This is a genomic window from Paenibacillus sp. KS-LC4 (assembly GCF_036894955.1).
Lineage (GTDB): Bacteria > Bacillota > Bacilli > Paenibacillales > Paenibacillaceae > Pristimantibacillus.
The window spans coordinates 1,283,994-1,309,717 of sequence record NZ_CP145905.1; the positions used below are offsets into that span (position 1 = coordinate 1,283,994).

Here is a 25,724-nt window from a genome sequence, read left to right on the forward strand (position 1 = left end):
AAGCTGGCGCATAACGATCCTTCATTCATAGATTCATTGACAATCTGGCAGGCGCTGCTTTACGGCGTTTGCCAGATTTTTTTTGTCTTGCTCCAAAATATTTTTAATAATCAGACGGTTCTACAATTTTCTCGTAAATGATCCTTTACAATAGATTTTAGCGAGCATAGAAATACATATTTATGGATTAAAAGGGAATTTGTGATACGAAAGTAGAGAGGAGGCAAGGTGCGGTTTTAAGTAGAGGACAAAGAAAATAGGAGGGATTTCATGCAGCAATGGTATAAACGCAAAACAAGTCGCAATAAGCAATTATCTATTTTAATCGTCATGTCGCTTTTGCTCACCTTATTATTTCCAGCAGGGGCAATGGGGGCGGAGGCGGCGCCGCAAAGTGTTAAATCTTCCATTGTGTCCGAGCAGCTGAAGCTGCCGAAATTCGTCTATGAGCAGGTTGATTCAGCCGGCAAGAAGGAGTCGGCAGGGCTGCTTGGCGCGCAGGGGGAGCAGCGCTTTAAGGTGGAGGCGACAGACTCTGCTGCAAACGGAACAACACCACTGCTCAGTACGCCGCAAAACTATGTGCCGCAATCGGACAGCGGCAAGACGATCAGCGTCATTGTAGAGCTGGTATCCGATCCAATTGCCGTGCAGAGCGTCAAGGCACAGCAAGGTCAGGCCAAGTCGATTGCCGGCTATCAGACGATGGTGAAGCAGGAGCAATCCAGCTTTGCTGCTGCTGCAAGGAAGCTGAATGTGAAGCTTGGGCGTCAGTACCAGCAAATTTTCAATGGCTACTCGGTACAGGTTCCGGCAAATCAGGTGGACAAGCTGCTTACTTTGCCTGGCGTGAAGGCGATCTATCCGAACTCGGAAATTATCATTGAGCCGCAGCCAAGCGTGGAGGCCAAAATGGACGAGAGTGCTCCATTTATCGGCACCCCTGTTTATTGGGACAGCGGCCTAACAGGGGCAGGCATTAAGGTTGGGGTTATTGATAGCGGTATTGACTATCTCCATCCAAGCTTAAAGGATGCTTATAAGGGCGGCTATGATTTTGTCGACAATGATAATGATCCGTATGAGACGCTTCCCGATCCGAATGATGCCGAGGTGGCAACCTCCCATGGCACGCATGTGGCTGGCACCGTGGCAGGGCGTGGAGATCCGGAAAACCCGGATGGCGAAAGCGGATGGGTAAAAGGCGTTGCATACGGTGCAGATATTTATGCTTACCGCGTGCTGGGACCGAAAGGCAGAGGCTCGACCGAAAATGTTATCGCCGCGATGGAACGCTCGGTTATCGACGGCATGGATATCATTAATCTTTCGCTTGGCGATGACTTTAATGATCAGTTCGAGGCGAGCGCCGTCGCGCTGAATAATGTGATGCTGGCAGGCGTTGTAGCGGTTGCGGCGAACGGCAATGATGGACCTGAGCCTTATACGGTTGGCGTTCCGGCTACAGCGGAGCTGGCGATTTCCGTTGGAGCCTCTACGCCTCCGCTTTCTGTGCCTGTGCTGACAGGAAGCGGAGTAGGTACCATTTATGGCGGCTATATGACCTACTCCCCTGAGCTTGGCAATCTCGAAAATAATGCTCTGGAGCTTGTGTATGCGGGATTAGGAACAGCGGAGGATTTCATTGGCAAAGATGTAACGGATAAAGCTGCACTCATTTCACGCGGCTCTATTACTTTTGGCGAGAAGGCGCTGAATGCCTTAAATGCCGGAGCTGCGGCTGTCATTATTTATAACAATGCGACAGGAGGCTTCAGTGGAACGCTGAATGCGGGGGTCGATTATGTCCCTACGCTTAGCATTTCCAAGGAGGATGGACTTGCTTTGAAAGCGAAGGTTGACGCGGCTGCCGGGTCTGGCGGGTATGCAATCAACTTTGGCATAACAGTAGAACAGGATATGATGGGTGATTTCAGCTCGCGCGGTCCATCACTGCCGGGTCTGGCTATTAAGCCGGATATTTCGGCGCCAGGTGTAGCCATTCGTTCATCCGTGCCTGCTTATGGCGGCGATTATACGGATGCTTACGAAAATAAGCAAGGCACGAGCATGGCGAGTCCTCATATTGCAGGCGCTGCGGCTTTGCTGCTTCAAAAGGAAAGAGGACTTACTCCATTTGAGGTAAAAGGGTTGCTGATGAACAATGCGAAGAAGCTGGCAGATCGCAGCGGTGAGCGTTATTCGCATATGGATCAAGGGGCAGGACGGATTGATCTGGAGCAAATTTCTAATGCAAAAGCGATAGCGCTCGTGGAGGAAACGACAATTGCAGTAGCAGGCGCTGCCGCTACGTCTTATTTGACGGGCAGCTTATCTTTTGGAGCGTTAGCTCCAGGAGATGAATCGGCGAAAACGATCCAAGTAAAGGATATTTCTGGCACGGCCAGCTCTTATGCGGTATCGACGATATGGTACGGCGAGGCGGCAGGAGAGCTGAGCGTTAGTGAAGATACGTTCGCGGTGGCGGCAGACGATACAGCTTCCTTCGATGTAGCGCTGCAGGTAGCTGAAGCAGCGGAGGAAGGTCGTTACGAGGGTGAAGTCGTCATTCAGGGTGGAGGGCAGACTATACAGCTTCCACTCGCTGTCTATGTAGGCGACGTGGAGCTTCCGGCAAAAGTATCGGAAATTACGCTTGAACCGTTTCTCTTCTCGCCAAATGGTGATGGTGCAGCGGATACGACCGACCTTAAGTTCCGTGTAAATGCTACGCTGCCGTATTTTTCACTTGATGTTTATGAGGTTTCGGGAAGCAATTTGTCCTGGAAAGGGGTCATTGTGGAAAATGCGCAGGGCATTTCCCCGGGCAGCTACATCGTTGAAGGCTGGGACGGAGAAATATTGACGTCTCGCGGCCCTCAGCAGCTTGGTGAAGGACATTATGTCGTCGTGCCTTGGATCGGTTTTGGGTCAGAAGACTTTTTGCTTGACCAGCTTGCCGAATTTGTCGTGGATGTGCAGGCTCCTGTTGCACAACTGGCTGACCCGTCCATTGTGGTTACAGGCAATGACGGTGTGATTAGCGGACGAATAATCAGTGACCGCCTCATTACGTTGTTCGGGGATTATTCGGCAGTTGGCGCTGCTGCCGTCGCTGAGGATGCCAACGGCGATTTACAGCAGTATGATGCGACGATCGCAGCAGACGGGCGCTTCGAGATTTCGGTGCCTATTGTGCAAGGAAGCAACACGTTTGACGTGTATGTGTATGATGCCGCCGATAATGGCGTCTTGGAGCCAGCCTTTGTTGTCAACTATGAGAGTGCGAATGAGCAGCCTGCCACATTGGCAGCTGTTGCTTCAAAGACTAGTGTGCGCACGGGTGAAACCTTTGATATTGATGTGAATTTTGAGCATGTAAAGGGTCTATATGCGGCGCAGTTCAGCTTGACCTATGACAGCGCTCTAGTAAAAGGCTCGGTTACGCCAAGCGTTACGCTGTCCACCTACCAGCAGCAGGTCAGCCCTGGCGGATCGCTTATCGTAAATGAGACGGTTGTTGATCTCGGCAATGGCAGTGCGAGAAGCGACTATGTCCTATCGTTGACCGGGGATCACAGCGGTTATAGCGGCTCCGGTACACTGGCAACGTTCCATTTTTCCAGCGGCAGCTCAGGAAAACGAGATTTTAAGCTGTCCAATGTTCGGGCCTTGAACAGCGATACGCAAGAAATTACTTATAGCAGTGTGAGCGATGCTTCTGTGACGGTGACGCAGGGTCCTACCGAGCCAGAGCATCGGATTACAGGCAAAATAACGGCTGAAGCTCTCGGCAGCAGTGTGAATTATGGCGAGACGTGGTACCAAGGTGCCGATGGTGTGCATAAAGTTGTCGTAGAGGCGATTACAGCAAGCAAGGAGGTTGCAGCTGTTGGTGAAGTGAAGGCGGATGGAAGCTATACGCTGCTTGTTCCAGCGGGTACTTATACCGTGCGTGTAGTCGTGCCAGGCCATGTGGCTTCGGCGTCTTCGGTGACGGTGGCAGGCGAGGATACGACGCTTAATGTCGGACCGCTTCAGGCGGGCGATGTGAATAGCGACGGTAAAATTGATCTTGCCGATCTCCAGCTTGTCGCCAAGCAGTTCGGCAAGTCGCGGAATACAACTTGGGCCAATGCGCCAGCAAGCGCAGCTGACATTAACCGGGATAACGCGGTTGACCTGCTTGATATTTCCTTTATTTTAGGCAACTTCAAGCTGTAAGAGGCAAGAAGTAAGAAGTAAGTGGTAAAGAGCAAGAGACGGATTATAAAACGGCAGTGAAACATGGAAGGGGAGCGCGATTGGCTCCCCTCCTTATTTTTAGAATGAGGTATAGGCGCAAGAAGTCGAAGACAGGAGAGATGAATATGAGAGGGAGTCAGCATTCAAAATGGTTGTCATTAATGGGGCTAAGCCTGCTGGTCACTGCATGGCTTGGTACGGCAGCGGCATCGGGAGCAGAGAAGGCGGAAGCAGACAAGCTGCCGCAAATTCGTATTGTTCCTTCTGCGGATCAGGTGAAGATTGGCGATGTGTTCGAGGTCGCTGTATGGCTCCAAGGCTTTAAGGGGAGCTACGGTGGGGTTCAAGGCTATGAGGTACATATGAAATACGATTCAAAGCGAATAGCGCCTGTAGTTGAAAACGAGGCGGGGGCGCTGCTGCGGCCAGCGGTGTTTGCAGCTTCGGCGAGTCCCATGCAACTGCTGAACAAGCTTGATGCCGCAGCAGGCCTTATTCAAATTGCCGAGGCGACGGCCCAGCGAGGCCCGGCATTATTTTCAGGCTACGGAAAGCTGGGCAGTCTGACCTTTAAGGCAGAGAAGGAGGGAGCTGCTGTTTTCAGCTTGGCGAAGTCGATTATTATTTTGCCGGATAATCCGGGGCTGAATATTCAGCATCGAGTAAATGAGCCGGTCGTCAGCATTGGCGCAGAATTAGTCAAGGAAGGCGCGACGAAGGTCGTCGGACAAGCGCCTGCGAAAGTGGAAGCGCGGTTGACGGTCGAGCAGCGCCTCAAGCAATTCAACGACTATGAGGCGGTTGCGAAGCTGAAGTGGGCTTCGGCAGCTGTTGGGGAGCTTGCGCTTGCGCAGGTGATGCAAGGGACGGCAGCTGGCGCCTTTGAGCCGGGGCGCCTCATGACGCGGGCAGAGTTCGCGAAGGCCGCTGTGCTTGCATTCGAGCTGGATATGAAGCAGCAATCCATGCCTACCTTTACCGATGTGCGCAAAGGCGATTGGTCATACGACTATGTAGAGACAGCCGCGGCAAATGGTCTGCTGCAAGGTGTAGAGCGGCCGCAAGGCAGTGTTTTTCTGCCGAATCAGTCGATTACGCGGGCGGAAATTGCCGCCGTGCTGTCGCGGGAGCTTAAGGCGCTCGGCCCGGTCGAGCCAGCAGGTGAACAGGAAAAGGCTGCATCTGGTGTGCATCCGTTTAGCGATATTAGCGGCCACTGGGCGGAGCAGGACATTGCCTATTTGTACGAGCTAAAGCTGCTGCAAGGACGGACGGACAAGCTTTTTGCTCCGGGCGACCATGCAGTGCGAGCGGAGGTCAGCGTACTGCTGCACCGCGTGATGGAGCGTCTGAACGGACATTAGCTATTCGCATCGACTAAGGTAAGGAAGCCCCTTCCACGCCAAAAAAACCTCTGCCACACGGGAGAGGTTTTTTGGCAATCCATGCTTTATACCGGAATCATAAGTAAAATAATCGAAAATAGCGAGAAGCAAACGCTGATGAGAAACAGAAACGACAGCACTTGTCCGGGTTTGAGCCCGGAATGCAGCAGGCGGTAATGAACCTGTGTCGCATCTGCTTGGTAGATGGGCTTGCCTTGAATCATACGCTTGATTACGACGAAAATATTATCGAAGATCGGCACGCCAAGCGCCAAAATCGGAATGAAAATCGACAGCACAGTCGCCTGCTTGAAGGCGCCGTCAAGTGCAATGACCCCAAGCATAAAGCCGAGGAACGTCGCCCCAGCGTCACCCATAAATATTTTGGCCGGAGGCTTATTGTAGCGCAGGTAAGCAATTGCTGCTCCAATCAAAATAATAGCCAGCATCGCGGAATCGCTTTGCCCCTTGGCAAGAGCCACAATAAACAGCGTCACAGCTGAAATCGTAGAAAGGCCGCCCGCCAAGCCGTCCATGCCATCGGAGAAGTTAATAACGGTCGTTACCCCGAAAATCCATAAAATCGTCAATACGAATTGCAGGGCATAAGGCAGATTGACGAATTCCCCGCTGAGCGGATTGTAGAAGCCCTCGAAAGATACACCAGCGAAAAATACGATTGCCGCCGCCGACACTTGAACGAGCATCTTCGGCAATGACGGAAAATCCTTGCCATGCGTCTTGTACCAATCGTCAATTGTGCCAATAATGAGCAGCAAGATCGAGCTTATTATAATAGCGACTGTTTTCATTGTAATTTCATCTACGAATACTAAATACGTAGCCATAAAGCCGACAAAAATAGCATAGCTCGCCGTGAGTGGAATCGGCTCTTTATGTATTTTGCGTTCGACATCTTTGCGGGGCTTGTCCACAAAATCGATGCGGAAGGCAAGCTTGCGTAGCGGAGGGATAAGCAGCAGCACAATAAAGAATGACATTGCAAATGCAGCAGCGTAACTAATCGAGATCATCTCCTGAATGTATAAATATATAAAAATAGGCAGCAAAGCTAGCAATCTCTCAAACTATTAAAATGTTACAATAAACGAGTTTGAATAGCAAATTTTTGATAAATAGCTCATCATCCGTCGAAGTCCAGATCGTTCACCATTCGCCGGATTGTTCAATTGATATCGCTTACATAAATGCTAAAATAAGGGATGTGCGTTGCTGGTCTTAACCAGGCGTCGCATCATTATAAAGGAGGAGTTCAAGCATGGTGATTATGGGAAAAAGAAGTTTGATCGCTGTTTTGCTGCTTACTCTACTGCTTTCAATTGCTGCCGGAGCGATTCCGGCGGGCCGCGCTGACGCTGCCAGCGTAAGTATTGTAAACGGGACGGATTGGAAGGACACCGCTGGCAACCCGATTCTTGCAAACAGCGGGAACATATTAAAAGTCGGCTCCACCTATTATTGGTATGGCGAGCATGCGACGGGCGGAACGTTCGATGCCGTTAACGTGTATTCATCAAGCGACCTCAAAAATTGGACCTTCCGCAGCAGCGTGCTGACCAAAACCTCGGCAGCGGAGCTGAATACGAGCAAGATCGAGCGCCCTAAGGTCATCTATAATGCTGCAACGGGCAAATATGTGCTCTGGATGCATTATGAAAATGGCAGCGATTATTCGCTCGCCCGCGTTGCCGTTGCGACGAGCTCTACACCAGATGGAGCATTTACGTATCAAGGCAGCTTCCGGCCGCTGAACTACGAGTCCCGGGATATGACGGTATTTGCCGATACCGATGGCAGTGCCTACCTCATTACTGCTTCGAGGAAAAATGGCGGTGCCAACGATACGATGGCGATTTTCAAGCTGAATGCCGATTACACGGGCGTCAGCAGCTTCGTCGGCTGGATTTATGAGAACGGTTACCGCGAAGCGCCCGCTGTTGTGAAGAAAAACAATACGTATTATTTGTTCACCTCGCAGGCTTCGGGCTGGTATCCGAACCAAGGCGGCTATTCCACAGCCTCGGCGATGAACGGCACATGGTCTGCGATCTCGCCCTTTGGCGATCCGGCGGCTTACAGCTCTCAGATTGAAAATATTATGACTGTGACGGGCAGCGCCGTCACCAGCTACATCTATATGGCGGACCGCTGGAATCCGCTCAATCTCAGTGACCACAAATTCATCTGGCTGCCGCTCACGCTGAATGATGCAAGCAATAGCGCCACGCTCAATTGGTATAGCTCCTGGGACATTGATGCTGGAACTGGCGCGGTCACGCTGCCCTCGCAAGTCAACCATGCGCTGGGCAAAACCGCGACCGCCAGCAGCATAGCCTCGGGAAGCAGCGCGGCAAATGGCAACGACGGCAACGCCCAAGTGTCATGGGCGGCTGCAAGCAACAGCTGGCCGGCATGGTGGCAGGTGGATTTTGGAGCACCGAAGACGATTACTGAGGTTGATATTTCGTGGTTTATGTATAAGGGCTCCGAGGGCTATTACAAATATAAAATCGAAATCAGCAATGACGGCGTGAACTATGCCGTCATTGACCGCACGACGAATACCGCATACGGCTTTACGACCGATGCGGTGCATTTTACAGCGCGTTATGTGCGAATTAATATGGTGAGTGCGGTGCTGTTCAACAATCCGGGCAACTGGTATACGCCAACGCTGCACGAGGTTCGGCTGCTCGGTCCGGCGACGGCGGAGGCGGCGGGCTACAGCACCTTTGAAGCGGGTGCTCTTGCTGGTTACCTAATTCGTCATAATAACTATGTTGGACGCGTTGATTCAGGTGTATCTCCGGCTGCCGATTCGCAGTTCCGAGTCGTACCGGGTCTTGCGAACGCGTCGTCCGTATCGCTGGAGTCGATGAATTACCCGGGCTATTTTTTTCGCCGAAATGCCAGCAATCAGATTGTGCTTCAGCAATATGACGGAACGGATGCGTTCAAACAGGATGCGACCTTCAACATCGTCAGCGGGCTTGGAGACAGCACGAAAATTTCCTTTGAATCGTACAGCCAGCCCGGCTATTACGTTCGCCATTACAACTATGTGCTGCGGCTGGACGCCTTGAGCGCCCTCAATACAACCATCTCTAAAAATGATGCAACGTTCAAACGAACGAACTTTTCGTAAAATCGTAGAGAGAAGCATAGACGAGGGCTGAAAAGAGGCAGGAAGAGGAGCAGGAACAAAGCTGAAAAGATAGGGGGAAATAGGGAGCAAGAGAGAAAAACTCAAGACACAAGACACAAGAGACAAGACACAAGACACAAGACACAAGACACAAGACACAAGACACAAGAGACAAGACACAAGAGACAAGACACAAGACACAAGACACAAGACACAAGAGACAAGACACAAGAGAAAGAGTGGGCTCCCCCTCTTTCTCTTGTTTTTATGAATGAAGGTAAGCATCCCCTTCTAAATCCGTGGAGAGATAGAGCTTCGTTAATCCTAGACTTACTTTAAAGCGGTCAGCGAAGATCCTTATAAATTTCCCGCATGACATGACCTAGCTCAGGAATGATAATGCGTTCGGCCGCCAGCCGAACTGCGCCGCTGGAGCCTGGCATGGAGAAAATCGCCGTATCCTCGTAAACGCCAGCAATCGCCCTGCTCAGAATTGCCGCCGTGCCGATATCCTCAGTAAAGCTCAAGTAGCGAAAAATCTCGCCAAATCCGTGCATTTCCTTATCGAGCAAATCCTTTACAGCCTCATAGGTCGTATCCCGCTTGGCAATGCCTGTACCGCCATTGAGCAAAATCGCCTCAACCGCCGGGTCCGAAGCTCCGCTGCGCAGTGCGGATTGGATTTCGCTGTATTCGTCCTTGACGATGGCGTAGCGCGTCGCCTGATAACCGCCTGCCTTGAGCAGCTCAATAAGCAGCGTGCCGCTTTTATCGGTAGCGGGCGTACGCGTGTCAGATACGGTAATGACCATGCAATTAACGGCCTTAGGTGCTTCCTCGCGATGTTGTTCAACGGATGTACTCATTGAAATGTAAGCATCCTTTCTTGGGCAGTTATGCCGGAAAATTATTGAATAATGACTCCTATTGTATACTGGATCTGACCCCGATGCCAGCGCAGGCAGGGAATGTTCCTCCGTAAAAGGCACGGCGGGCTGGCACAAAATAGGCAGTTGACGAATGAAAAGCGGCTTGCTATACTCATTAAGCGTAATGATTACTATTAAACAACATGATAACCGTTAATGAATCGCTGCCGGCGATTTCTTTTTTTGAATTATTATCGTAATTATTACGATTAAATGCAAAGGGTTGGTGCCATCCACTGGCAGTAAAGCGGCCGTTTTGAGGGTGAAGCTTAAACCTTATTATCTTTTTTGAAAAATAGCATTGGAGCGAAAGGAGAGAGACAGCGTGGAGCTTGCTTCATTAAATAATGTCGTGTTCGGCTACGGCAGCGTACCGAGTCTGAATGAGGCGGATATGGTCATTCATGCTGGTGAATTTATAGCGGTAACCGGGCCCAACGGCGCCTCGAAGACGACGCTGCTTAAGCTGATGCTGGGCTTGCTGAAGCCGTGGAGTGGAGAGGTTTATTTGGCGAAGCTCGGCACGAGCGGCAAGAGGCTCGTGATTGGTTATGTGCCGCAGCAGATCGCGGCGTTTAACAGCGGCTTTCCAAGCACGGTGCTGGAGTTCGTCAGGTCCGGCGCATACGAGAGCGGAGCTTGGCTGCGGCGAATGCGGCCGCAGGAACGAGCTCGTGCCGAGGAGGCGCTGCGCCAGGTCGGCATGTGGGAGCAGCGCGGCTGCAAAATCGGCGAGCTGTCCGGCGGACAGAAGCAGCGGGTGTGCATTGCCCGAGCGCTGGCACAGCAGCCCGACCTGCTCGTCATGGATGAGCCGACAACAGGAATGGATGAAGCAAGCCGCAAAGGCTTTTACGAATTAATGCATCATCATGTGCAGGCTCATGGGCGGACGGTTGTGATGGTAACCCATGGACTCGAAGAGGTCCGTCCGTATTTGAACCGCATCATTGAGCTGGAACGGAAGGGGGAGGGAGGATGGAAATGCTGCACTACGACTTCATGCAGCGGGCATTTTGCGCCGGAGGCATCATCGCTTTAGTCGCTTCTGTGCTGGGTGTGCATTTAATGCTGAGACGGCAGGCGCTGATGGCGGATATGCTTTCACATGTCTCATTAGCTGGCGTTGCCGCAGGGGCCTATCTGGGCTGGAATCCTTCTTACGCCGGGTTCTCCGCTGCTGTAGCAGGAGCGATTGCCGTTGAATATATTCGGCGCTCCTACCGGGCCTACAGCGAAATGTCGATTGCCATCATTATGATTGGCGGCTTGTCGAGCGCCGTTGTGCTGATGGGGCTGAATAAAGGGATGAACAAAAGCTTCTCCTCTTATTTATTCGGCTCTGTCGTCGCAGTGAACGAAACGGAGCTAATGCTGATGCTTGGAGCAGCGGCCGTAGGAGCGAGCTTTTTTATATTGCTGCGCAGACCGCTGTATCAGATGGCGTTCGACGAGGAAACGGCGCAAGCAAGCGGCATTCCTGTCCGACTCATCTCCATGCTGTTCAGCATGGTGACGGGTATGATTGTCGCTGCGGCTATGCCGATTGTAGGCGTGCTGCTCGTATCAGCGCTGATCGTGCTGCCAGCGGCGCTGGCGGTACGTCTTGCCCGCAGCTTTGCGGCAGCGCTCATGATTGCGATGCTTGTCGGCGTTGCAGGCGTATTTTCGGGACTGACCGCCTCGTATGAGCTGGGAACGCCGCCGGGCGGAACGATCGCATTATTTTTGCTCGCGCTGCTGAGCTTAGGCATTGTATTAAAAAAGGTGTCCGTTATAGCCGGGAAGCTCGGCAATCGGCAAAATCGCACCATCATTAACAATCATCAAACGGGGCAGTTGGCGAAGCAGGACGTTTTTCCCCGCATAAAGAGCGGTAGACTGGATGCGTCAGCTACTCACACAAATGGAGGTACAGAAAATGAAAGCTATGTTTAGCAAATTTTCTTTGTTATTTATCGCAGCAGTGCTGCTGCTATCGGGATGCGGCGCGGCTGGCAGCATGAATGGAGCAAGTCCAGTTGGCGCTCAAGTCGATAACGGAGGTGCCGTTGCCTCTGAAGCGAGCGTGTCGCAAGCTGCCGGGGAGGCGGAAGCGAAGAAGCTGCAGGTCGTAACGACCTTTTATCCGATGTATGAGTTCAGCAAGCAGGTGGGCGGGGATTACGCCGATGTAACGGCGCTGATTCCGGCTGGAACCGAGCCGCATGACTGGGAGCCAAGTGCCAAGGACATGGCGGTGCTGAAAGAAGCGGATGTATTCGTCTATAACGGCATCGTAGAAGGCTGGGCGGAGCAGGCGCTGGAAAGTGCAGTAAATGAGAAACGTGTCGTCGTGGAGGCGAGCAGCAGCATAGAATTAGCCGAAGGCGGGGAAGACGAGCATTCGCATGGGGGAGTAGCGAATGGTGCCTCAGAAGCTGCACATGCGGATGCCGAACATGAGCACGACCATGACCATGCTGCGGAGCATGAGGAGGCTACCCACGAGGAAGAGGGGCATGCTCACGAGCATGAGCATAGTCTCGATCCGCATGTATGGCTGAGTCCGAAGCTGGCACAGGCAGAGGTGGCGGCCATTCAAGAGGCGTTTGCGAAAGCAGATCCAACCCATGCAGACCAATATAAAGCAAATGCAGATGCCTATATTGCGAAGCTCCAACAGCTGGACGATGCGTATAAGGCGGGGCTTGCAGGGGCGAAGCGAACCGAGTTCGTCACGCAGCATGCGGCTTTTGGCTATTTGGCGCGTGAATACGGCTTGACGCAGGTGCCGATTTCCGGCCTGTCTCCTGACCAGGAGCCCTCCCCGGAGCAAATGGCGGAAATTGTGAAGCTGGCGAAGGAGCAGCAAATAAAGACGATTTTTTTCGAAACGTTGGTTGATCCGAAAATCGCCAGCACCATCGCGAGCGAAATTGGTGCCAAGACAGCGGTGCTGAACCCGCTTGAGGGGCTGACCGAGGAAGAAACGGAAGACGGGCTCGATTATATTGGCGTGATGACAAACAATCTGGAAGCACTAAAGCTTGCTTTGAACGAATAAGGGAGGTTGAAGCCGCAGCAAGAGACCAATGATATCGTGTTTATGCAAAGCTATATAGATGAAGGGAAGCGTGAAAAAGAATGGGCGAGGAAGCAGCAGTGAAGAGGCAAGCAGATTTTAAAATTCCGGTGACGGTGCTGAGCGGTTATCTAGGAGCGGGCAAAACGACGATACTCAATCATGTGCTGAACAATCGCGATGGGCTTCGGGTGGCGGTTATCGTCAATGATTTGAGCGAGGTCAATATTGATGCGGCTTTGGTTCAAAAAGAAGGCGGGCTTTCCCGCACCGATGAGCAGCTGGTGGAAATGTCAAATGGCTGCATCTGCTGCACGCTGCGCGGAGATTTGCTGCGCGAGGTGGAGCGGCTGGCGAAGCAGGAGCGCTTTGATTATATTTTGATCGAATCGACGGGCGTGGGCGAGCCGGTTCCTGTAGCTCAAACATTCACTTATATTGATGAGGAGCAGGGCATTGACCTGTCGCAATTTTGCCGCTTGGACTGCATGGTGACGGTCGTTGACGCATATCGCTTCTGGCATGACTATTCCTCGGGCGAGACGCTGCTTGAACGCAGTCAGGGAGCGCATGAGGAGGATCACCGAGAGGTTGTTGATTTGCTGATTGACCAAATTGAATTTTGTGATGTGTTGCTGCTTAATAAATGCGATATGGTCAGCGCTGAGGATTTGGACGAGCTGGAGGGCGTGCTTCGCACGCTGCAGCCGCGCGCCAAGCTGATTCGCACCGAGCAGGGCAAGGTTGATCCTGCGGAAATTTTGAATACGGGCAGATTCAACTTTGAAGAAGCGAGCGTATCGGCTGGCTGGATGCGGGAGCTGAATGCGCCAGTCCATACGCCAGAAACGGAGGAATACGGAATCGGCTCATTCGTTTATGTGCGGGCGAAGCCTTTTCACCCGGAACGGCTAATGCGCTGGATGGAGGAGTGGCCGGAAGCTATCGTTCGGGCAAAAGGCATTATGTGGCTGGCAACCCGCAGCTTGCAGGCGCAGAGCATTAGTCAGGCGGGGCCGTCCATTCAATTTGGCCCTGCTGGACTGTGGGTGGCTGCGCTTCCCGAGCCTGAGCAGCACTTGCTGCTGGAGGAGGAGCCTGAGCTGGCGAGCAGCTGGCATCCAATGTATGGCGACCGAATCAATAAAGTGGTGTTCATTGGTATTGATCTGCAACGGGCCGAGATTGAAGCTTCGCTTGACCAGTGCTTGCTGACGAAGGAAGAGATGAAGCAGGATTGGAACAGCTTGTTTGATCCGTTTCCGCAATCGCAGCAGGAGGCTTGCGCTATAAATTAAGAAGACAGGTCATTTATAAGGAAGACAGGTCGTTTAAAAGTATGTTATAAAAGGAGGTGAGCCTAATGAGAGTTACTGTAACGCTGGCATGCACGGAGACGGGTGACCGCAACTACACGACCTCCAAAAATAAACGTACGACCCCGGAGCGGCTGGAGCTGCGCAAATACAGCCCTCGTCTTAAGCGGGTGACGCTGCATCGGGAAACGAGGTAGGAAAGGAGGCTTCCAGAGGATGGCAACTTGGAACCTGACGCAAACGCGCCATCATCTGCTTCTATGCAACGGGGGCAGCTGCAAGCGCAGCGGCGCGGAAGAGGTAACGCTCGCCATCCGTGAGGAGCTTGCAAGGCTCGAAGCGGATTCCTTCGTCCATACGACGAAGACGATGTGCAACGGCAGATGTGAGGATGCATGCAATGTGGTCGTCTATCCCGACGGCAACTGGTATAACGGTATGACGCCAGAGCTTGGTCGCAAGCTCGTTCGCGGACTGCTCGGCGGCAATCTCATGCCGCTGCCAGAGCGAATCTCGTATAACTACGAAGCCGATAGCTTCGCAGCAACAGGCAGTGCGGCGGAAGGCATTAGCAAGCCGGTTGTGAAGAAAGTGGAGAGAGCTTAGCAGGTGGAGAAGCATAGGCAAGTGCAGAGGGCATAACGCTGAATTGCAGCGTTATGCTTTTTTTGTATATTGTAGTAAATTGATCCTGCTGGATTTTTTGCATATCCCTATCCGATTTCTCTAAAATAACATTCTCTGTACATATTCGATTGTTTATTTGCATTATTATCCCTCGGAAGGATTTATAGATTTTAAATCTAGCCATGCATTAATTCGAAATTTTATATTATATACAAAAAAACAGGTGGAAAATTAGGTATTTTGATGTAATAATGGGTAAGGTAAATAATTGAAAATGAAGTTCTATATTTCATATATCTTTTATAAACAAGGAAAAATGAGAAATGAGATTGGTTACGAAACCTTGCTAAGACAGTATGGAGCTTCGTTAAAGTACAAGGATTTTTCTGACTTTTTACAAGTAGGAAAACCGAGAAGGGTATGGACTGCTATTGGCTTAACGAAATGTTTGCATCGAGCTTCTCGGTGGGCATTGACTTCCAAGGCATGTGGAGATAGAACGGGTAAGCGAGGAGGCGTACAATGGCTGGAAAGCAGGTTGTATTTAAACCGGATGAAGTGAGGCGCCTGCAGCAGCAGATGGTGCGAATCGGAGCGGACACGGATGAGCTGCGACGGCGGGTGAGCGGAAAGATCGCGAGCTGGGATCGCTCTTTGCCGATGCTGAGCAGCCTGGAGCAGATTCAGAGGCAGCTGACGGGCTTGACGCAGGAAGCGGAGCAGATGACGGAGGTAATCAGCAAAGCGCTGAAGGGCATCGAGCGTGTGCAGGCGGAAGCAGCGCAGGAAGCGAAGCAGCTGGCGAAGGGGCTGAGCGGGCTGGAGCGTTTTGACCTGTTGAAGCAGGTAGGGACGACAGGCGGCGGCAGCTACACACCTGTGCCCGTCACCTTCCGTCCGATGGTTACGAATTTGATCGACCGGATCTTGCCGCAGGCCAGCCGAGACCGCTGGTCAAGCGATCCGTTGGTGAAGGAGCTGCGGCGGATCGCAGGTCTCCAAGGTGCGACAGCAGCAGAAAAGCTGGATGCGGAAATGAAGCTGGAGGCGATCTTCGCGGAGCGTGATCTGATCGCGAAGGCGCAAACGGCGTATGCGGTGTACAAGCAGTTCGGCAATCATCTGCTTATGGCGGAGATGCACAAGCAGGCGGAGATTAGCCGGGAGAAGCTCAAGGAACTTGGCGTAGCAGAGAGCTATTTTGCCCCAAATGTGAATATGACGAGCTATTTCAAGCAGGTGCCGCTGCTGGCGTGTGACTATGATCCATCGTTCGCGCTGGAAGGGGACCTGACGACGCGGGTGCCGCTGCCGGACAATGCACGTTATTTGTTTATGGTGATGATGGCGCAAACGCCGGGTCCGACGGGCGAACTGGCGAGGGTGCAGCTCAAGGAAATTCATGCGTTGCAGCAAACGATTCGAACCGCAGCGGGTGGATTAGTCACGGATGTCCAGCAGGGGCAAGTAAAAAGCGGACTGCTGAACGTGCTGACGATTTTGCAGAGCATGCAGGCATTAAGTAAGTACGATCCCCCACCAAAGGAAGTTATCGTCGAGCAAAAGCCGGGCATGCTGGAGAAGTTTGGGCAGGATGCGATGCAAAGCCTTGAGATCTACGGGAGCGTGATAAAAAACCAAGCTGCAGTGGAATGGGCTGCGATTAAGCAAACCGGAAATAGCATAGCTGAAGTGGGAACGGATATATACAATGCTTACGTTGATCGAGCGAACAAGAGGAACGACTCGGTCTATGATTTTTTTAACTACGCAACGATGGGCTTGATTAGTGTGCCCGAAGCGCTATGGGAGGAGCACGTTGAACGAACGGCGAATCGAAATGAGTCGGTGTCTGCGTATTTGGATTATGTGAGCATGGGTCTAACGGGGATGGTGCAGGGAGCGTTTGCCCCTGAACATCCGAATTCTAAGGAGCATGTGCAGGATGTCCTAGGTGTCCTCGGTATATTGTTCTCGGTTAAAGTGAAGGTTCCAGAAGGAATAGAACCGACAGTTCCGAAAAGTCCAGCGGTCAAACCGGAGGGTGCAGGAAATGGCCGTGGATTAGGCTTTGGCAATCAGCTTGTAACTCCTGATGGGTTCCAATTCATGGACTCTATTCCTAACAACAAGTCGATAATTGAAGTCCCGAAAACAGACGTGCAGAAGCGGTATTTGGAAGAGATGGAGCGGCTGAAGCGAGAGGCTGAGGGGATGGGGAAACCAATAACTGTGATCCCCATTGAACCAAGAGGGAAGCAAGTTCAATTCGAACCTTTTATTAAGCAAGAGTTAATTGCACAACAGACATATGATCGGTTAAGGGCAACAGGCTTAGATATGAAAGAGATCGAAGTTTTTGCGAAAAACACCGGTCTTAGTTTAGAAGAGGCAGTTGGTCTAAAAAAACATCTTATTTTAACAGAACATGTTAATTTACCTGATTCTAATAATGGGAAATATTATTATAAAGGCTACTTCCACCCAGATTATCATATAGCTTATGGATGGGAAAAAGCTCTTCAGGCTGAATTATCACCTGTAGAAAAAGCATGGTTTAGACAACTAGCAGATCATGAATTAGCAGAAAGTAAGATGATGGAAGAAGGGATTCCATATCGTAAAATTGAATCTTGGGATCATAAGCAAGGGTTGACTGGGAAGCCGCCTTATGAGGGAGCGCATGACTTGGCACCTCCTCCACCAAAAGACTATCCAGACCCAAATTTTAAACCAGATGAAAGTCTTTTATAACCCTAGACTATACTATATAGTTGAATAGTGAAAATAAGAGGGGAGATATTTATTTGAATACGATATTTGAACAAGCTAGATCTGTAATAAAAAATATTGATTGGAAATATGAGGAAGTGAATAAGGCGTCGCATGCTGTTTTATTATACGAGTTCCTAAGAAGAGGATCTCTATTTTACGATTATATAAACAGAGATCCTAATAGAAGGCCAGCAGTTTTTAGTGCTTCGGATATGTGTGGCATAAAGGTGCCTATTGATATATATGAATATTGTGATGAATTAAACCAAATTCAAGATGAATGGCTTGTTAAATCAACGTGTAAAAATTATTTGGAATGGGCTTATTTAGCTAGTAAGAGTGAGTCTGTTGCACTGGAATTTCAAGAATTATACGTTCCAATAATCAAGCTGTTTAGTAGAGGAGGAAGGATACGATACCATAATGGAGAATTAACTTGTGGCAGTAGTGGGCGCTCTCGAATTGTCTCTACGAGCATGAGCACAATTGAACCAGAGGATATAAGTGATAGGACTTTGGATGAGCTTGATCTTATATAAGATAAATAAGTGTGAATTAGTAGTCGTATGAATAAATAAGTTTGGAGTTGTCAAGAAAAGTGCAGTCTGAAAACACACTCATGAAGAAATCCTGTTGCTAAGCTGCGTATGACAGCATTCTTTCACGGTAAATCGTTGGGGGCCAGCCCCTGGGTTCGTAGTGTAGATGCGCCGTCTATTGTAGTAGGTCATAATATATCTAAAGATGATCGATTTGATCTGCGCCATCGGGTAGTGTTCGGTTTTAATTTCATACAGCTTTTCTTTCTTTAACGTAGCAAAGAAGCTTTCCATTCTTGCGTTGTCATAGCAGCGCCCTGTGCCGCTCATACTCTGAATGGCACCGCGTTTAGCCAGACACGCTCGGAATGCCTGACTTGTGAATTGGCTGCCGCGATCGCTGTGATAAATCATGCCGCGTGCGTTTCTTGCCTTGCACGCGTTCTCAAATGCTTGGATGCAGAGTTCCTTGCGCATGTTGTCGTCCATGGCAAGGCCGACGATCTCTCCGTTGTAACAATCCAGCACCGCGGACAGATAGAGTTTGCCATCTGAGAAAGGAACTTCGGTGATATCCGATAGCCACTTTTGGTTCGGTGACGAGGCGCTGAAATCTCTTTGGATCAGATTCTCGCTCTTTTGAGCTGCGGCATCCTCACGTGTAATACCGTTCGGGTGACGCTTCGCTTTCTGCAGCAGCCCGTGCTTCTTCATGAGGCGATAGACGGTGCTGTAGCTGGTGTGGATGTCTATTTGCGACAGCGCCAGCAGCATGCGCCGGGCACCGTAATTTCGATTGTCTTCATGTTCACTGATGATGGCTTTCATGTTGACCAGAAGCCGTTACTGTCTCTCCTGCATGGGTGCAGGCTTTAGGCTACGATAATAGCCCGATTCGCTGACAGCAAGCGCTTCGCACATCTCCTTGACGGTCCATCGATCCCGTCGTTCACGGATTAAGCATAGAGCTTGCATGCTTTTACCGCTTCCGGTCTTTTGCGAAAAAACCAAGTGCGTCCTTGAGGATTTCATTCGCGCGTCGCAACTCGCCTATTTCTCTTTCTAATTCGATTTCACGCGCCGTCTTATCGGCAGATGCATAAGCGCGTCCGCTCCCAATATGCGCTCCGTCGCCGTGCAAGATTCTTTGCTTTCTCCATCCCTGCAAGGTGTGGTAGGCTACACCCAATTGCTCAGCGGCTTTCTTTGGTCCAATTTCATCACTTAATCTTACCGCTTCTTCTTTGAATGCTTTGTCGTACCGATTCATTGCTTCTCATCCCCTCGTCAACTTTCATTTTATTTCATACGAGGGTGTTTATCGACTGCATTTTTATCGTAGCGCTCCAAACTGGCAGAAAGTAAAATGATGCAAGAAGGATTACCGTATCGTGATAAGAACTATTTCAAAGATGGTACAATGAACGAAAGCACAAAAGGTGCTCATGAGTTAGCACCACCACAGCCTGGAGGCTTTCCTGGATTTAAACCTAAAATATGAGGTGGAGAATTTGGATAGTAATTTTGAACAAGCCAAAAAAAGAGTGAAAAACATTAAATGGGAAAAAGTAGGGGGGGGATAAACCTTCTTATACTGTTTTAGTAACAGAGTTTATTAGAAGAGGGAATATTTTTTTAGACTTTAATTCCAAGGATGATAATAGACGTGCTGTATTTAATGCAGCTGAAATTGTCCAGTTTGATATACCTAGTTATATAAAAGAAGATTGTGTTAAGTTAGTTAACTCAAACATTGATTGGGTTACAGAATATCTTTGTGAATTTTATCTTGAATGGGCATACGTAGTTGACAATCAATTACCAATTGCCTTGAAGTTTAATGATTTATATGATCCCATTATTAAGCTGTTTGAGAGAGGTGGGAGAATCAGTTATCACCATAATGAGTTAGTATGTGGAAAATATGCATGGCCGCGCAATTCAGGGGCTTTATCTAGAGGACTTCCTCCACAAGATATTAAGGATGAAGTTCTGGATGCACTTGATACAGAAAATAAAGATATATAAAAAATATTGAAACTGGTCTTGCTCCTTTTTAGGCAATTGTCTAAGAAAAGGTCAGGATTCTTCTTATGATGGGGCTAGCCAATGCCGAATGAATCCATCATTCAACCTATAACACAATTACCCCATGTAATACCCGTATAAAGATTTCGTCATTTTCTTTGTACGCACTACAATGCTTTAATTTTATAACCTAAATAACTCTATTCCGTTACAATGAACAGGTTGATTATGGTCAGATCTGACCATAATCAACCTGTTTTTTATTATGTTCGCTTCACCGTTACAGAGATGGAATTGATTGTTAAAATAGGAGATATTCGTCAATTCTCTAACGCTGACAAGCTAGCCTGTTTTGCCAGAATCACCCGTGTCCATTTTAGTTTAGGCGGACCAAGCCAGTGGTCAAGGAAATCCTGTACTGAGTGCATGACGAAGAACAAGACAGAGTATAGGGTGGCAACTCTAACAGAGCGACAAGTAAATTAATATAATGGTAGTAATTGAAAACCTTCAACATTAGGAAAATCGCTTCTCCATTCTCGTTTCCCTCGCTGTTGTCTTCCTTAGTCAGTTCACGTTTTAAGTGATACTTAAGTCATTACGACTTTTTTCATATCCCTATCCGATTTTCCTGAAATAACATTCTCTGTGCATACTAGATCGTTTATTTGGATTATTATCCCTTGAAAGGATATATAGATTTTAAATCTAGCCATGCATGAAAGCTAAGTGAATTTTGCATGAATAATAGTAAGTAATTGTTGATAATCCTTTCTTTTAAGCTAGGATATTGAGACTTGAAATTCAAAATCTCATATTATATACAAAAAAACAGGTGGAAAATTAGGTATTTTGATGTAATAATGGGTAAGGTAAATAATTGAAAATGAAGTTCTATATTTCATATATCTTTTATAAACAAGGAGAAATGAGAAATGAAAAGACAGGCAAAAAATATAATAGCTGGGGTCGTTTCTATCAGTATATTGCTGCAAGGCGGTATGGCTGCGGCGAAAGAAGCAACTATGCCAAACCAAGAAGCATTGAAAAATCGGCAGGTGTATGCGAGCGCAAGTGCTGCAAGCTTTAAGGATATAAAGGGACACTGGGCAGAAGCGACGATCAAGCAGGCAATAGCGGATGGATATCTTAAGGGATACTCGGATGGAACGTTTAAGCCCAATGGCCTCATTACACGTGCTGAACTTGCGAGTGTGCTTGTACGAATAACGAAAAATAAAAAGGATGGAAGCAAGCTGAGCTTTACCGATGTACCGAGCAGCTATTGGGCAGCAAGTGCTATTGAAGGCGCAGTAGGAGCTGGTTTTATTAAGGCAGGCGATGCGCCAGGAGGCAAGTTTAAACCCAATGAAGCGATGACTCGATATGATATGGCGAAGTGGTTTTCACAGGGTCTGGTGCGCAGTGAAGCTAGTTTTGAAACGGCATTGAAAGAGGTAGAAGGTACGTTATTGCCATTTACCGAGACGTATAAGACAGGTATTAGCAAAACCCAAACGCCATACATCGCGCTTGCACGTGGAACAGGATTGATGAAAGGAAATCCAGATGACAGCTTTGGACTGGAAAATACAACGACGCGAGCAGAGGTTGCGGTCATGCTTTATCGCTATTTAAGAATTGAGGGAAGCAAGGCGGAAAGCTATAGAGGATTAAATGAATTGAGAGAAGTTGGACTGTATAGTACGAATGCGGTTAGCCTTGGCAATGCGACATGGTCCAAAGATAGTAAGGATGTTGTGGCACCTGTTTATAACATCATGGGGAAAAAATTTATTATGAAGGGGAAACGGGGCAGCTTTATTTTGCATAAAATGATAGTAGTAGATATTTCGAAACCGTTGGGAACGGAGGAGAGAGGTATCTATGGAAGTATGTTTGATACAAGAATGGGCGCATCTTTTCTCATTTATACGGAGACAACTGTTACGGCTGAAAAGAAGATGAAATACCCCGATGAATATCAAGATAGTTATGATTTTTTAGGGGGATCAGTTATTTTTGGTGATTCACCTGAGCGGTTTGGATATGAAACGGTGCCAAGAAATTATGGTCCTTATACAAAATACAACGACTTTTCAGACTTTTTACAAGTGGGAAAACCGAGAACGATCTGGACCACTATTGGTTCTACATATGGTATGCAATGGATTACTTCATCTGATGGCACTGTAGGCACAATTATGCTGAACAGAAAATAAGCGGGGAAGATGCAAAGGTGAGAAATTTTTTTGTGGTAATGGGTGTTTTACTGATTCTAGTTGCTACAGGGTCAGTAAATTTTGTTGCCGCAGCTGTAGAGGATGAAACGATTCAAGCTGACGAAATTGAACTTCCTCCAGCTGGCGATATTACATTTGAGCCTCTGTCTGCTGGGTATACAGGCTCCAAACAGCATAAGCATTATAAAGTAGTAGCGGGAGACATCGTCAAGCCCAAAATCATTTGGACGCAATTGGATGATGGCAGCTTTAGGGCGGAATCTTCTGAGTCAGAGGCTGAAGGTTATCCAAGATTAGCTAATGCGGCTAATATGAATACGGGTGCAGATCGAAATACGAATCCATATCCAGTCCCAACTTCATTCGTTGGTGTAACGGATATGTCACTGTATGCACCACGAAGCTTTGTAGATGTAAATAACGAGGCACATGCTATGCAGGCGGGGGAGTATTCCCTCTCTAGTAATTCGAGTGAACATAGATTTGTGAATATGGAACGATATCCAGGTTCATTTGGAGATTGGCTGAATGCTGGTAGAACGAATAAAAACTATTTGGTCTATAAAGTAACCACAGGTGGTCCAAATCATCAGATTAGCAATCCATTAGGGATTTTTAGACCAGGAGGCGTGTGGCAGAAATATGGGGTTCATTATATTTTTGAAACATTATTAATTTGGCGTGGGGTCGATAAGCAAACGAAAGAAATACGAATTATTGGAGAGTCGCCTGCCTCCATTGGAGCGACAAGTCAGATGAAGGCTGAAATAAAGACGGATGGCTTTAAGCCTTTAGGCTGGCAGAACATGACGAATAGGGTGACGTGGAAAAGTGATCGCTCGGCCGTCATTTCCGTCGATGAACAGACTGGTTTAGCAACGGCACATAGCCGAGGCTCGGCTGTTATTACAGCGAATTGGAAAGACGATGGGGCAAATGGGTATAACATCACGGCGAGAATTACGCTGACGGTGGGAGCTACCGCGTGTACAGGAGCAAGCTGCGAACCTTCGGACATGTGCGTTCCAACGCCGGGTCTAAGTAGAAGTCAAACCTCGATAACGCCGGATGCCCGAGGCGAGATTCGGGCAGATGCGCGAAGAGCAGAGCAGTTCGATGTGAGCAAGGGGATTCCGAGCAGTGACGCGCTATATGCGAATGTATTCGGCAAAGCCTATCTCTTTGACTATACATTTGATCAAGAAATAGGTACCTGTACGTTTAAAATTCCGGTGTCGAAAACGTATACGTTAAAGTGGGAGACCGAGGAATCGGATGGGACCGATTCGGATGGCAACCCGAGAACCCGAACGGTTCGCCATCAGGAAACCGAAACAGTGACGAATATATATGACGTGGAACGACCGTTTGCCTACTGGGAAATCACGACGTTCGATGCGTGGGGACTGAAGCAAGCAACGCTGAATCAATATGCACTGCCCTATGGAGCGATTACGCTGCTGCCAAACGGCTATACCGCGCCTGATGTGCAAGGGGGCGTGACGGCTGAGCATATGGAGAAGCCGCCATATCGTGCGAAAGTACTGGCGGGCGAAACGCTTGATGGCGGCAGCGAGCGTCCGAGCGTGCCGTCGGAGGACTGGACCGAAGAAGCGGAAGGACAGGTTGGGCGCATCAAGGTATGGAATGACCGTCTGGATTTCGACGGCTCCGTCATTATGGATGACGTGCAGCAGGACGATGAAACGCCAGAGCCGATTGATATCGTAGAAGCCGAGGAGATCGGGGAGGATGTGCTCTACGAAAGCGGTTTGATCATACCCGGTACGCGGGCGAACAGCCGGGATGAGCCGAGTGATGGCATCCTGTCGTACGAGAGCCTGCTGAGCATCAATGGGGAGGGGGATGTTCAAACGTTCCCGATTGAAGGGCTCAATACGGTGACCGTCCACACCCCGGTGGTCAATGATTCCGAAGCACCAGATGAAAATCGCGGCTTTGATCAGAGCGTCATCCCGAATATGGCGCGAACGGTGCTTGTGCTGGGACGGGAGTTTTCCGTCGACTTTGATGAGACGGCGCCGCATTTGAATCAGCTCGGATACGGCAACCGGGACTATGCGAGATATACGCGAAACAAACGAATTGTATTCCCGTTTGATGTGTACCATGGGAGCACCTTCTATCCCGCGCAAACGTGGATTGATTATCCTGTCGGAGCAGCGAAGCAAACGTACCGCATTCCGGTCTGGGTACCGGAAGGGAACTACGATGCGGTGACGCAGGCGTGGGCGATTAATACACCGGATGGCTCGTCGGCGTATCAGACGGACTTGAATGGGGATCTCGCGAACTATGGAGCGAGCCGCACGCTGCTCTTTACGGTGCAAGGCCGCATTTCAGATTTCACCATTACGGACATTGGCGATCTGCGCTATGAATCGGTGTTTCGCACGGCGAAAGGCTCGAAGCAGCATTCAGGTTATGTCTATGAATCGGGTGGACGGACGAAGGATCGAGAAGAGACGAATCTAGCGAGCCAGCCTTCACGGCTATTGCCGATTCGGCCAGGCTCGCATCCAAGGGAAGCGGCTACGGTGCCGCATAATGGCTATCCCATCTCGTTCTACTTTGAAACCATCGGGAGCTATAGCGGCAAGGACGCAGGTATTCAAATCCAGCCAAGCTTCTGGTTTGTGAGCAAGCAGGGAGGAAGCGCGCAGGAGGTGGACTTGTACTACGACGTATCCGGTCCACGGAATAAGCTGATTAAGGTTGGCTCGGCGCGCGATCAGGAGCTGTACAGCCGAACGTATCAGCTGGCCGATCTGCTGCGCGGGGTGACGACGACCTCGCTGAGCCAAGCAGCGAGCTATGAGTATGACTATCTGTTATCACCAGCGAATCGGTTTGGCGCTTCGTGGGAGAAGTTCTGGAAGCACTACATTACGCGGAAAACGGTTATTAGTGCAGGATACAGCCTAGAAGAGCTGTCGTATGCGTCCCGCACGCTAGTGGGGCCAAGCGGTTCACAGGTGCCAGCTAGTGTGAATGCGGTGCAAGCGCTGCGGAGCGTGCAGCGGTGGTACGGGGAGTACAGCCTGCCAATCGCACCGTATGTGCTGCCGAAGGGCACGAATATTTTAGAGGTGGCCAGGCAAAACGGCGGGGCGCTCAATGGCAGTGAGGCCGCGTTTTTGAAAAACGGCTATCTGATGGTTCATTTTGATCTAAGCGCCTACCAGCAGGAGCGCAAGGCGAATCCGGAAATCCGGTATGACGCGCCGATGGCGAATATGTGGGAAATTGAAGGACAGCCGCTTAGCAGCGTGAGCTATAGCGGTCAGACGTACCGCTTTCAATATGGGGATATTGCAATGTTTGAATCGAGCTTCTCGGTGCGTAACGACTTCCAAGGCACGGGGAGATAGAACGGGTAAGCGAGG

General features: G+C 49.6%; 18 protein-coding genes. 14 read left to right on the forward strand and 4 right to left on the reverse strand.

All coding sequences use genetic code 11. From position 1 onward, the window contains the following. The first annotated feature begins 270 nt into the window (after positions 1-270). Together V5J77_RS05415 and V5J77_RS05420 are read left to right on the forward strand one after the other, a co-directional pair. Positions 271-4,224, forward strand: a complete 3,954-nt coding sequence (locus V5J77_RS05415) for a S8 family serine peptidase (RefSeq protein ID WP_338554770.1) — start codon at positions 271-273, stop codon at positions 4,222-4,224. Positions 4,225-4,370: 146 nt separating this feature from the next. After that, positions 4,371-5,609, forward strand: coding sequence for an S-layer homology domain-containing protein (locus tag V5J77_RS05420; RefSeq protein WP_338554771.1), 1,239 nt, complete (start codon positions 4,371-4,373; stop codon positions 5,607-5,609). A gap of 86 nt (positions 5,610-5,695) precedes the next feature. On the opposite strand, the gene V5J77_RS05425 is transcribed toward V5J77_RS05420, so the two are convergent. After that, positions 5,696-6,664: an MraY family glycosyltransferase gene (locus V5J77_RS05425; RefSeq protein WP_338556567.1), complete on the reverse strand. Its 969-nt coding sequence runs from the start codon at positions 6,662-6,664 to the stop codon at positions 5,696-5,698. A gap of 254 nt (positions 6,665-6,918) precedes the next feature. Between V5J77_RS05425 and V5J77_RS05430 the strand changes: the two genes are divergently transcribed. Then, entirely contained in the window at positions 6,919-8,796 is a 1,878-nt protein-coding gene (locus V5J77_RS05430; RefSeq protein WP_338556569.1) for an AbfB domain-containing protein, read from the forward strand. A gap of 344 nt (positions 8,797-9,140) precedes the next feature. Here the strand turns inward: V5J77_RS05430 and V5J77_RS05435 are convergent, their stop codons facing one another. Continuing rightward, positions 9,141-9,662 (reverse strand): molybdenum cofactor biosynthesis protein B, encoded by a 522-nt coding sequence (locus V5J77_RS05435; RefSeq protein WP_338554772.1) that lies wholly within the window; start codon positions 9,660-9,662, stop codon positions 9,141-9,143. Positions 9,663-10,050: 388 nt separating this feature from the next. On the opposite strand from V5J77_RS05435, the gene V5J77_RS05440 reads away from it, so the two are divergent. From V5J77_RS05440 to V5J77_RS05475, 8 genes are all read left to right on the forward strand, one after another. Next, positions 10,051-10,767, forward strand: coding sequence for a metal ABC transporter ATP-binding protein (locus tag V5J77_RS05440; protein WP_338554773.1), 717 nt, complete (start codon positions 10,051-10,053; stop codon positions 10,765-10,767). Then, positions 10,704-11,663, forward strand: coding sequence for a metal ABC transporter permease (locus tag V5J77_RS05445; protein ID WP_338554774.1), 960 nt, complete (start codon positions 10,704-10,706; stop codon positions 11,661-11,663). The genes V5J77_RS05440 and V5J77_RS05445 overlap by 64 nt, the downstream gene beginning before the upstream one ends. Then, positions 11,647-12,771: a metal ABC transporter substrate-binding protein gene (locus tag V5J77_RS05450; RefSeq protein ID WP_338554775.1), complete on the forward strand. Its 1,125-nt coding sequence runs from the start codon at positions 11,647-11,649 to the stop codon at positions 12,769-12,771. Before V5J77_RS05445 ends, V5J77_RS05450 begins: the two co-directional genes overlap by 17 nt. 98 nt (positions 12,772-12,869) lie before the next feature. Next, positions 12,870-14,087, forward strand: coding sequence for a GTP-binding protein (locus V5J77_RS05455; protein WP_338554776.1), 1,218 nt, complete (start codon positions 12,870-12,872; stop codon positions 14,085-14,087). A 65-nt stretch (positions 14,088-14,152) separates the two neighbouring features. Beyond that, positions 14,153-14,302: a 50S ribosomal protein L33 gene (rpmG, locus tag V5J77_RS05460; protein ID WP_338554777.1), complete on the forward strand. Its 150-nt coding sequence runs from the start codon at positions 14,153-14,155 to the stop codon at positions 14,300-14,302. 19 nt (positions 14,303-14,321) lie between these two features. Then, positions 14,322-14,711: a (2Fe-2S) ferredoxin domain-containing protein gene (locus tag V5J77_RS05465; RefSeq protein ID WP_338554778.1), complete on the forward strand. Its 390-nt coding sequence runs from the start codon at positions 14,322-14,324 to the stop codon at positions 14,709-14,711. A 543-nt stretch (positions 14,712-15,254) separates the two neighbouring features. Further along, positions 15,255-17,486 carry a hypothetical protein gene (locus V5J77_RS05470; RefSeq protein ID WP_338554779.1) on the forward strand — a complete coding sequence of 744 codons (2,232 nt, stop codon included), beginning with the start codon at positions 15,255-15,257 and terminating at the stop codon, positions 17,484-17,486. A 53-nt stretch (positions 17,487-17,539) separates the two neighbouring features. Next, positions 17,540-18,046, forward strand: coding sequence for a hypothetical protein (locus V5J77_RS05475; RefSeq protein ID WP_338554780.1), 507 nt, complete (start codon positions 17,540-17,542; stop codon positions 18,044-18,046). 78 nt (positions 18,047-18,124) lie between these two features. On the opposite strand, the gene V5J77_RS05480 is transcribed toward V5J77_RS05475, so the two are convergent. Next, complete coding sequence (locus tag V5J77_RS05480; RefSeq protein ID WP_338554781.1) at positions 18,125-18,874, reverse strand: IS3 family transposase; 750 nt, start codon at positions 18,872-18,874, stop codon at positions 18,125-18,127. A gap of 151 nt (positions 18,875-19,025) precedes the next feature. After that, positions 19,026-19,316: a transposase gene (locus tag V5J77_RS05485; protein WP_338554782.1), complete on the reverse strand. Its 291-nt coding sequence runs from the start codon at positions 19,314-19,316 to the stop codon at positions 19,026-19,028. A gap of 96 nt (positions 19,317-19,412) precedes the next feature. On the opposite strand from V5J77_RS05485, the gene V5J77_RS05490 reads away from it, so the two are divergent. The 3 genes from V5J77_RS05490 to V5J77_RS05500 all read left to right on the forward strand — a co-directional run bounded on the left by V5J77_RS05490 (position 19,413) and on the right by V5J77_RS05500 (position 25,709). After that, on the forward strand, positions 19,413-19,547 hold the full coding sequence (locus V5J77_RS05490) for a hypothetical protein (protein ID WP_338554783.1): 135 nt from the start codon (positions 19,413-19,415) through the stop codon (positions 19,545-19,547). Between the two features lie 1,462 nt (positions 19,548-21,009). After that, positions 21,010-22,296, forward strand: a complete 1,287-nt coding sequence (locus tag V5J77_RS05495) for an S-layer homology domain-containing protein (protein WP_338554784.1) — start codon at positions 21,010-21,012, stop codon at positions 22,294-22,296. Positions 22,297-22,313: 17 nt separating this feature from the next. Beyond that, complete coding sequence (locus V5J77_RS05500) at positions 22,314-25,709, forward strand: DUF5704 domain-containing protein (RefSeq protein WP_338554785.1); 3,396 nt, start codon at positions 22,314-22,316, stop codon at positions 25,707-25,709. Positions 25,710-25,724: the final 15 nt, after the last annotated feature.

Bases quoted from the DNA above. Each gene is read 5' to 3' on its own strand.
- V5J77_RS05445 (WP_338554774.1), top strand. From the start codon at position 10,704: ATGGAAATGCTGCACTACGACTTCATGCAGCGGGCATTTTGCGCCGGA.
- V5J77_RS05480 (WP_338554781.1), bottom strand. From the start codon at position 18,874: ATGAAAGCCATCATCAGTGAACATGAAGACAATCGAAATTACGGTGCC.
- V5J77_RS05495 (WP_338554784.1), top strand. From the start codon at position 21,010: ATGAAAAGACAGGCAAAAAATATAATAGCTGGGGTCGTTTCTATCAGT.
- rpmG (WP_338554777.1), top strand. From the start codon at position 14,153: ATGAGAGTTACTGTAACGCTGGCATGCACGGAGACGGGTGACCGCAAC.
- V5J77_RS05450 (WP_338554775.1), top strand. From the start codon at position 11,647: ATGAAAGCTATGTTTAGCAAATTTTCTTTGTTATTTATCGCAGCAGTG.
- V5J77_RS05435 (WP_338554772.1), bottom strand. From the start codon at position 9,662: ATGAGTACATCCGTTGAACAACATCGCGAGGAAGCACCTAAGGCCGTT.
- V5J77_RS05430 (WP_338556569.1), top strand. From the start codon at position 6,919: ATGGGAAAAAGAAGTTTGATCGCTGTTTTGCTGCTTACTCTACTGCTT.
- V5J77_RS05470 (WP_338554779.1), top strand. From the start codon at position 15,255: ATGGCTGGAAAGCAGGTTGTATTTAAACCGGATGAAGTGAGGCGCCTG.
- V5J77_RS05425 (WP_338556567.1), bottom strand. From the start codon at position 6,664: ATGATCTCGATTAGTTACGCTGCTGCATTTGCAATGTCATTCTTTATT.
- V5J77_RS05465 (WP_338554778.1), top strand. From the start codon at position 14,322: ATGGCAACTTGGAACCTGACGCAAACGCGCCATCATCTGCTTCTATGC.
- V5J77_RS05490 (WP_338554783.1), top strand. From the start codon at position 19,413: ATGATGCAAGAAGGATTACCGTATCGTGATAAGAACTATTTCAAAGAT.
- V5J77_RS05415 (WP_338554770.1), top strand. From the start codon at position 271: ATGCAGCAATGGTATAAACGCAAAACAAGTCGCAATAAGCAATTATCT.
- V5J77_RS05485 (WP_338554782.1), bottom strand. From the start codon at position 19,316: ATGAATCGGTACGACAAAGCATTCAAAGAAGAAGCGGTAAGATTAAGT.
- V5J77_RS05420 (WP_338554771.1), top strand. From the start codon at position 4,371: ATGAGAGGGAGTCAGCATTCAAAATGGTTGTCATTAATGGGGCTAAGC.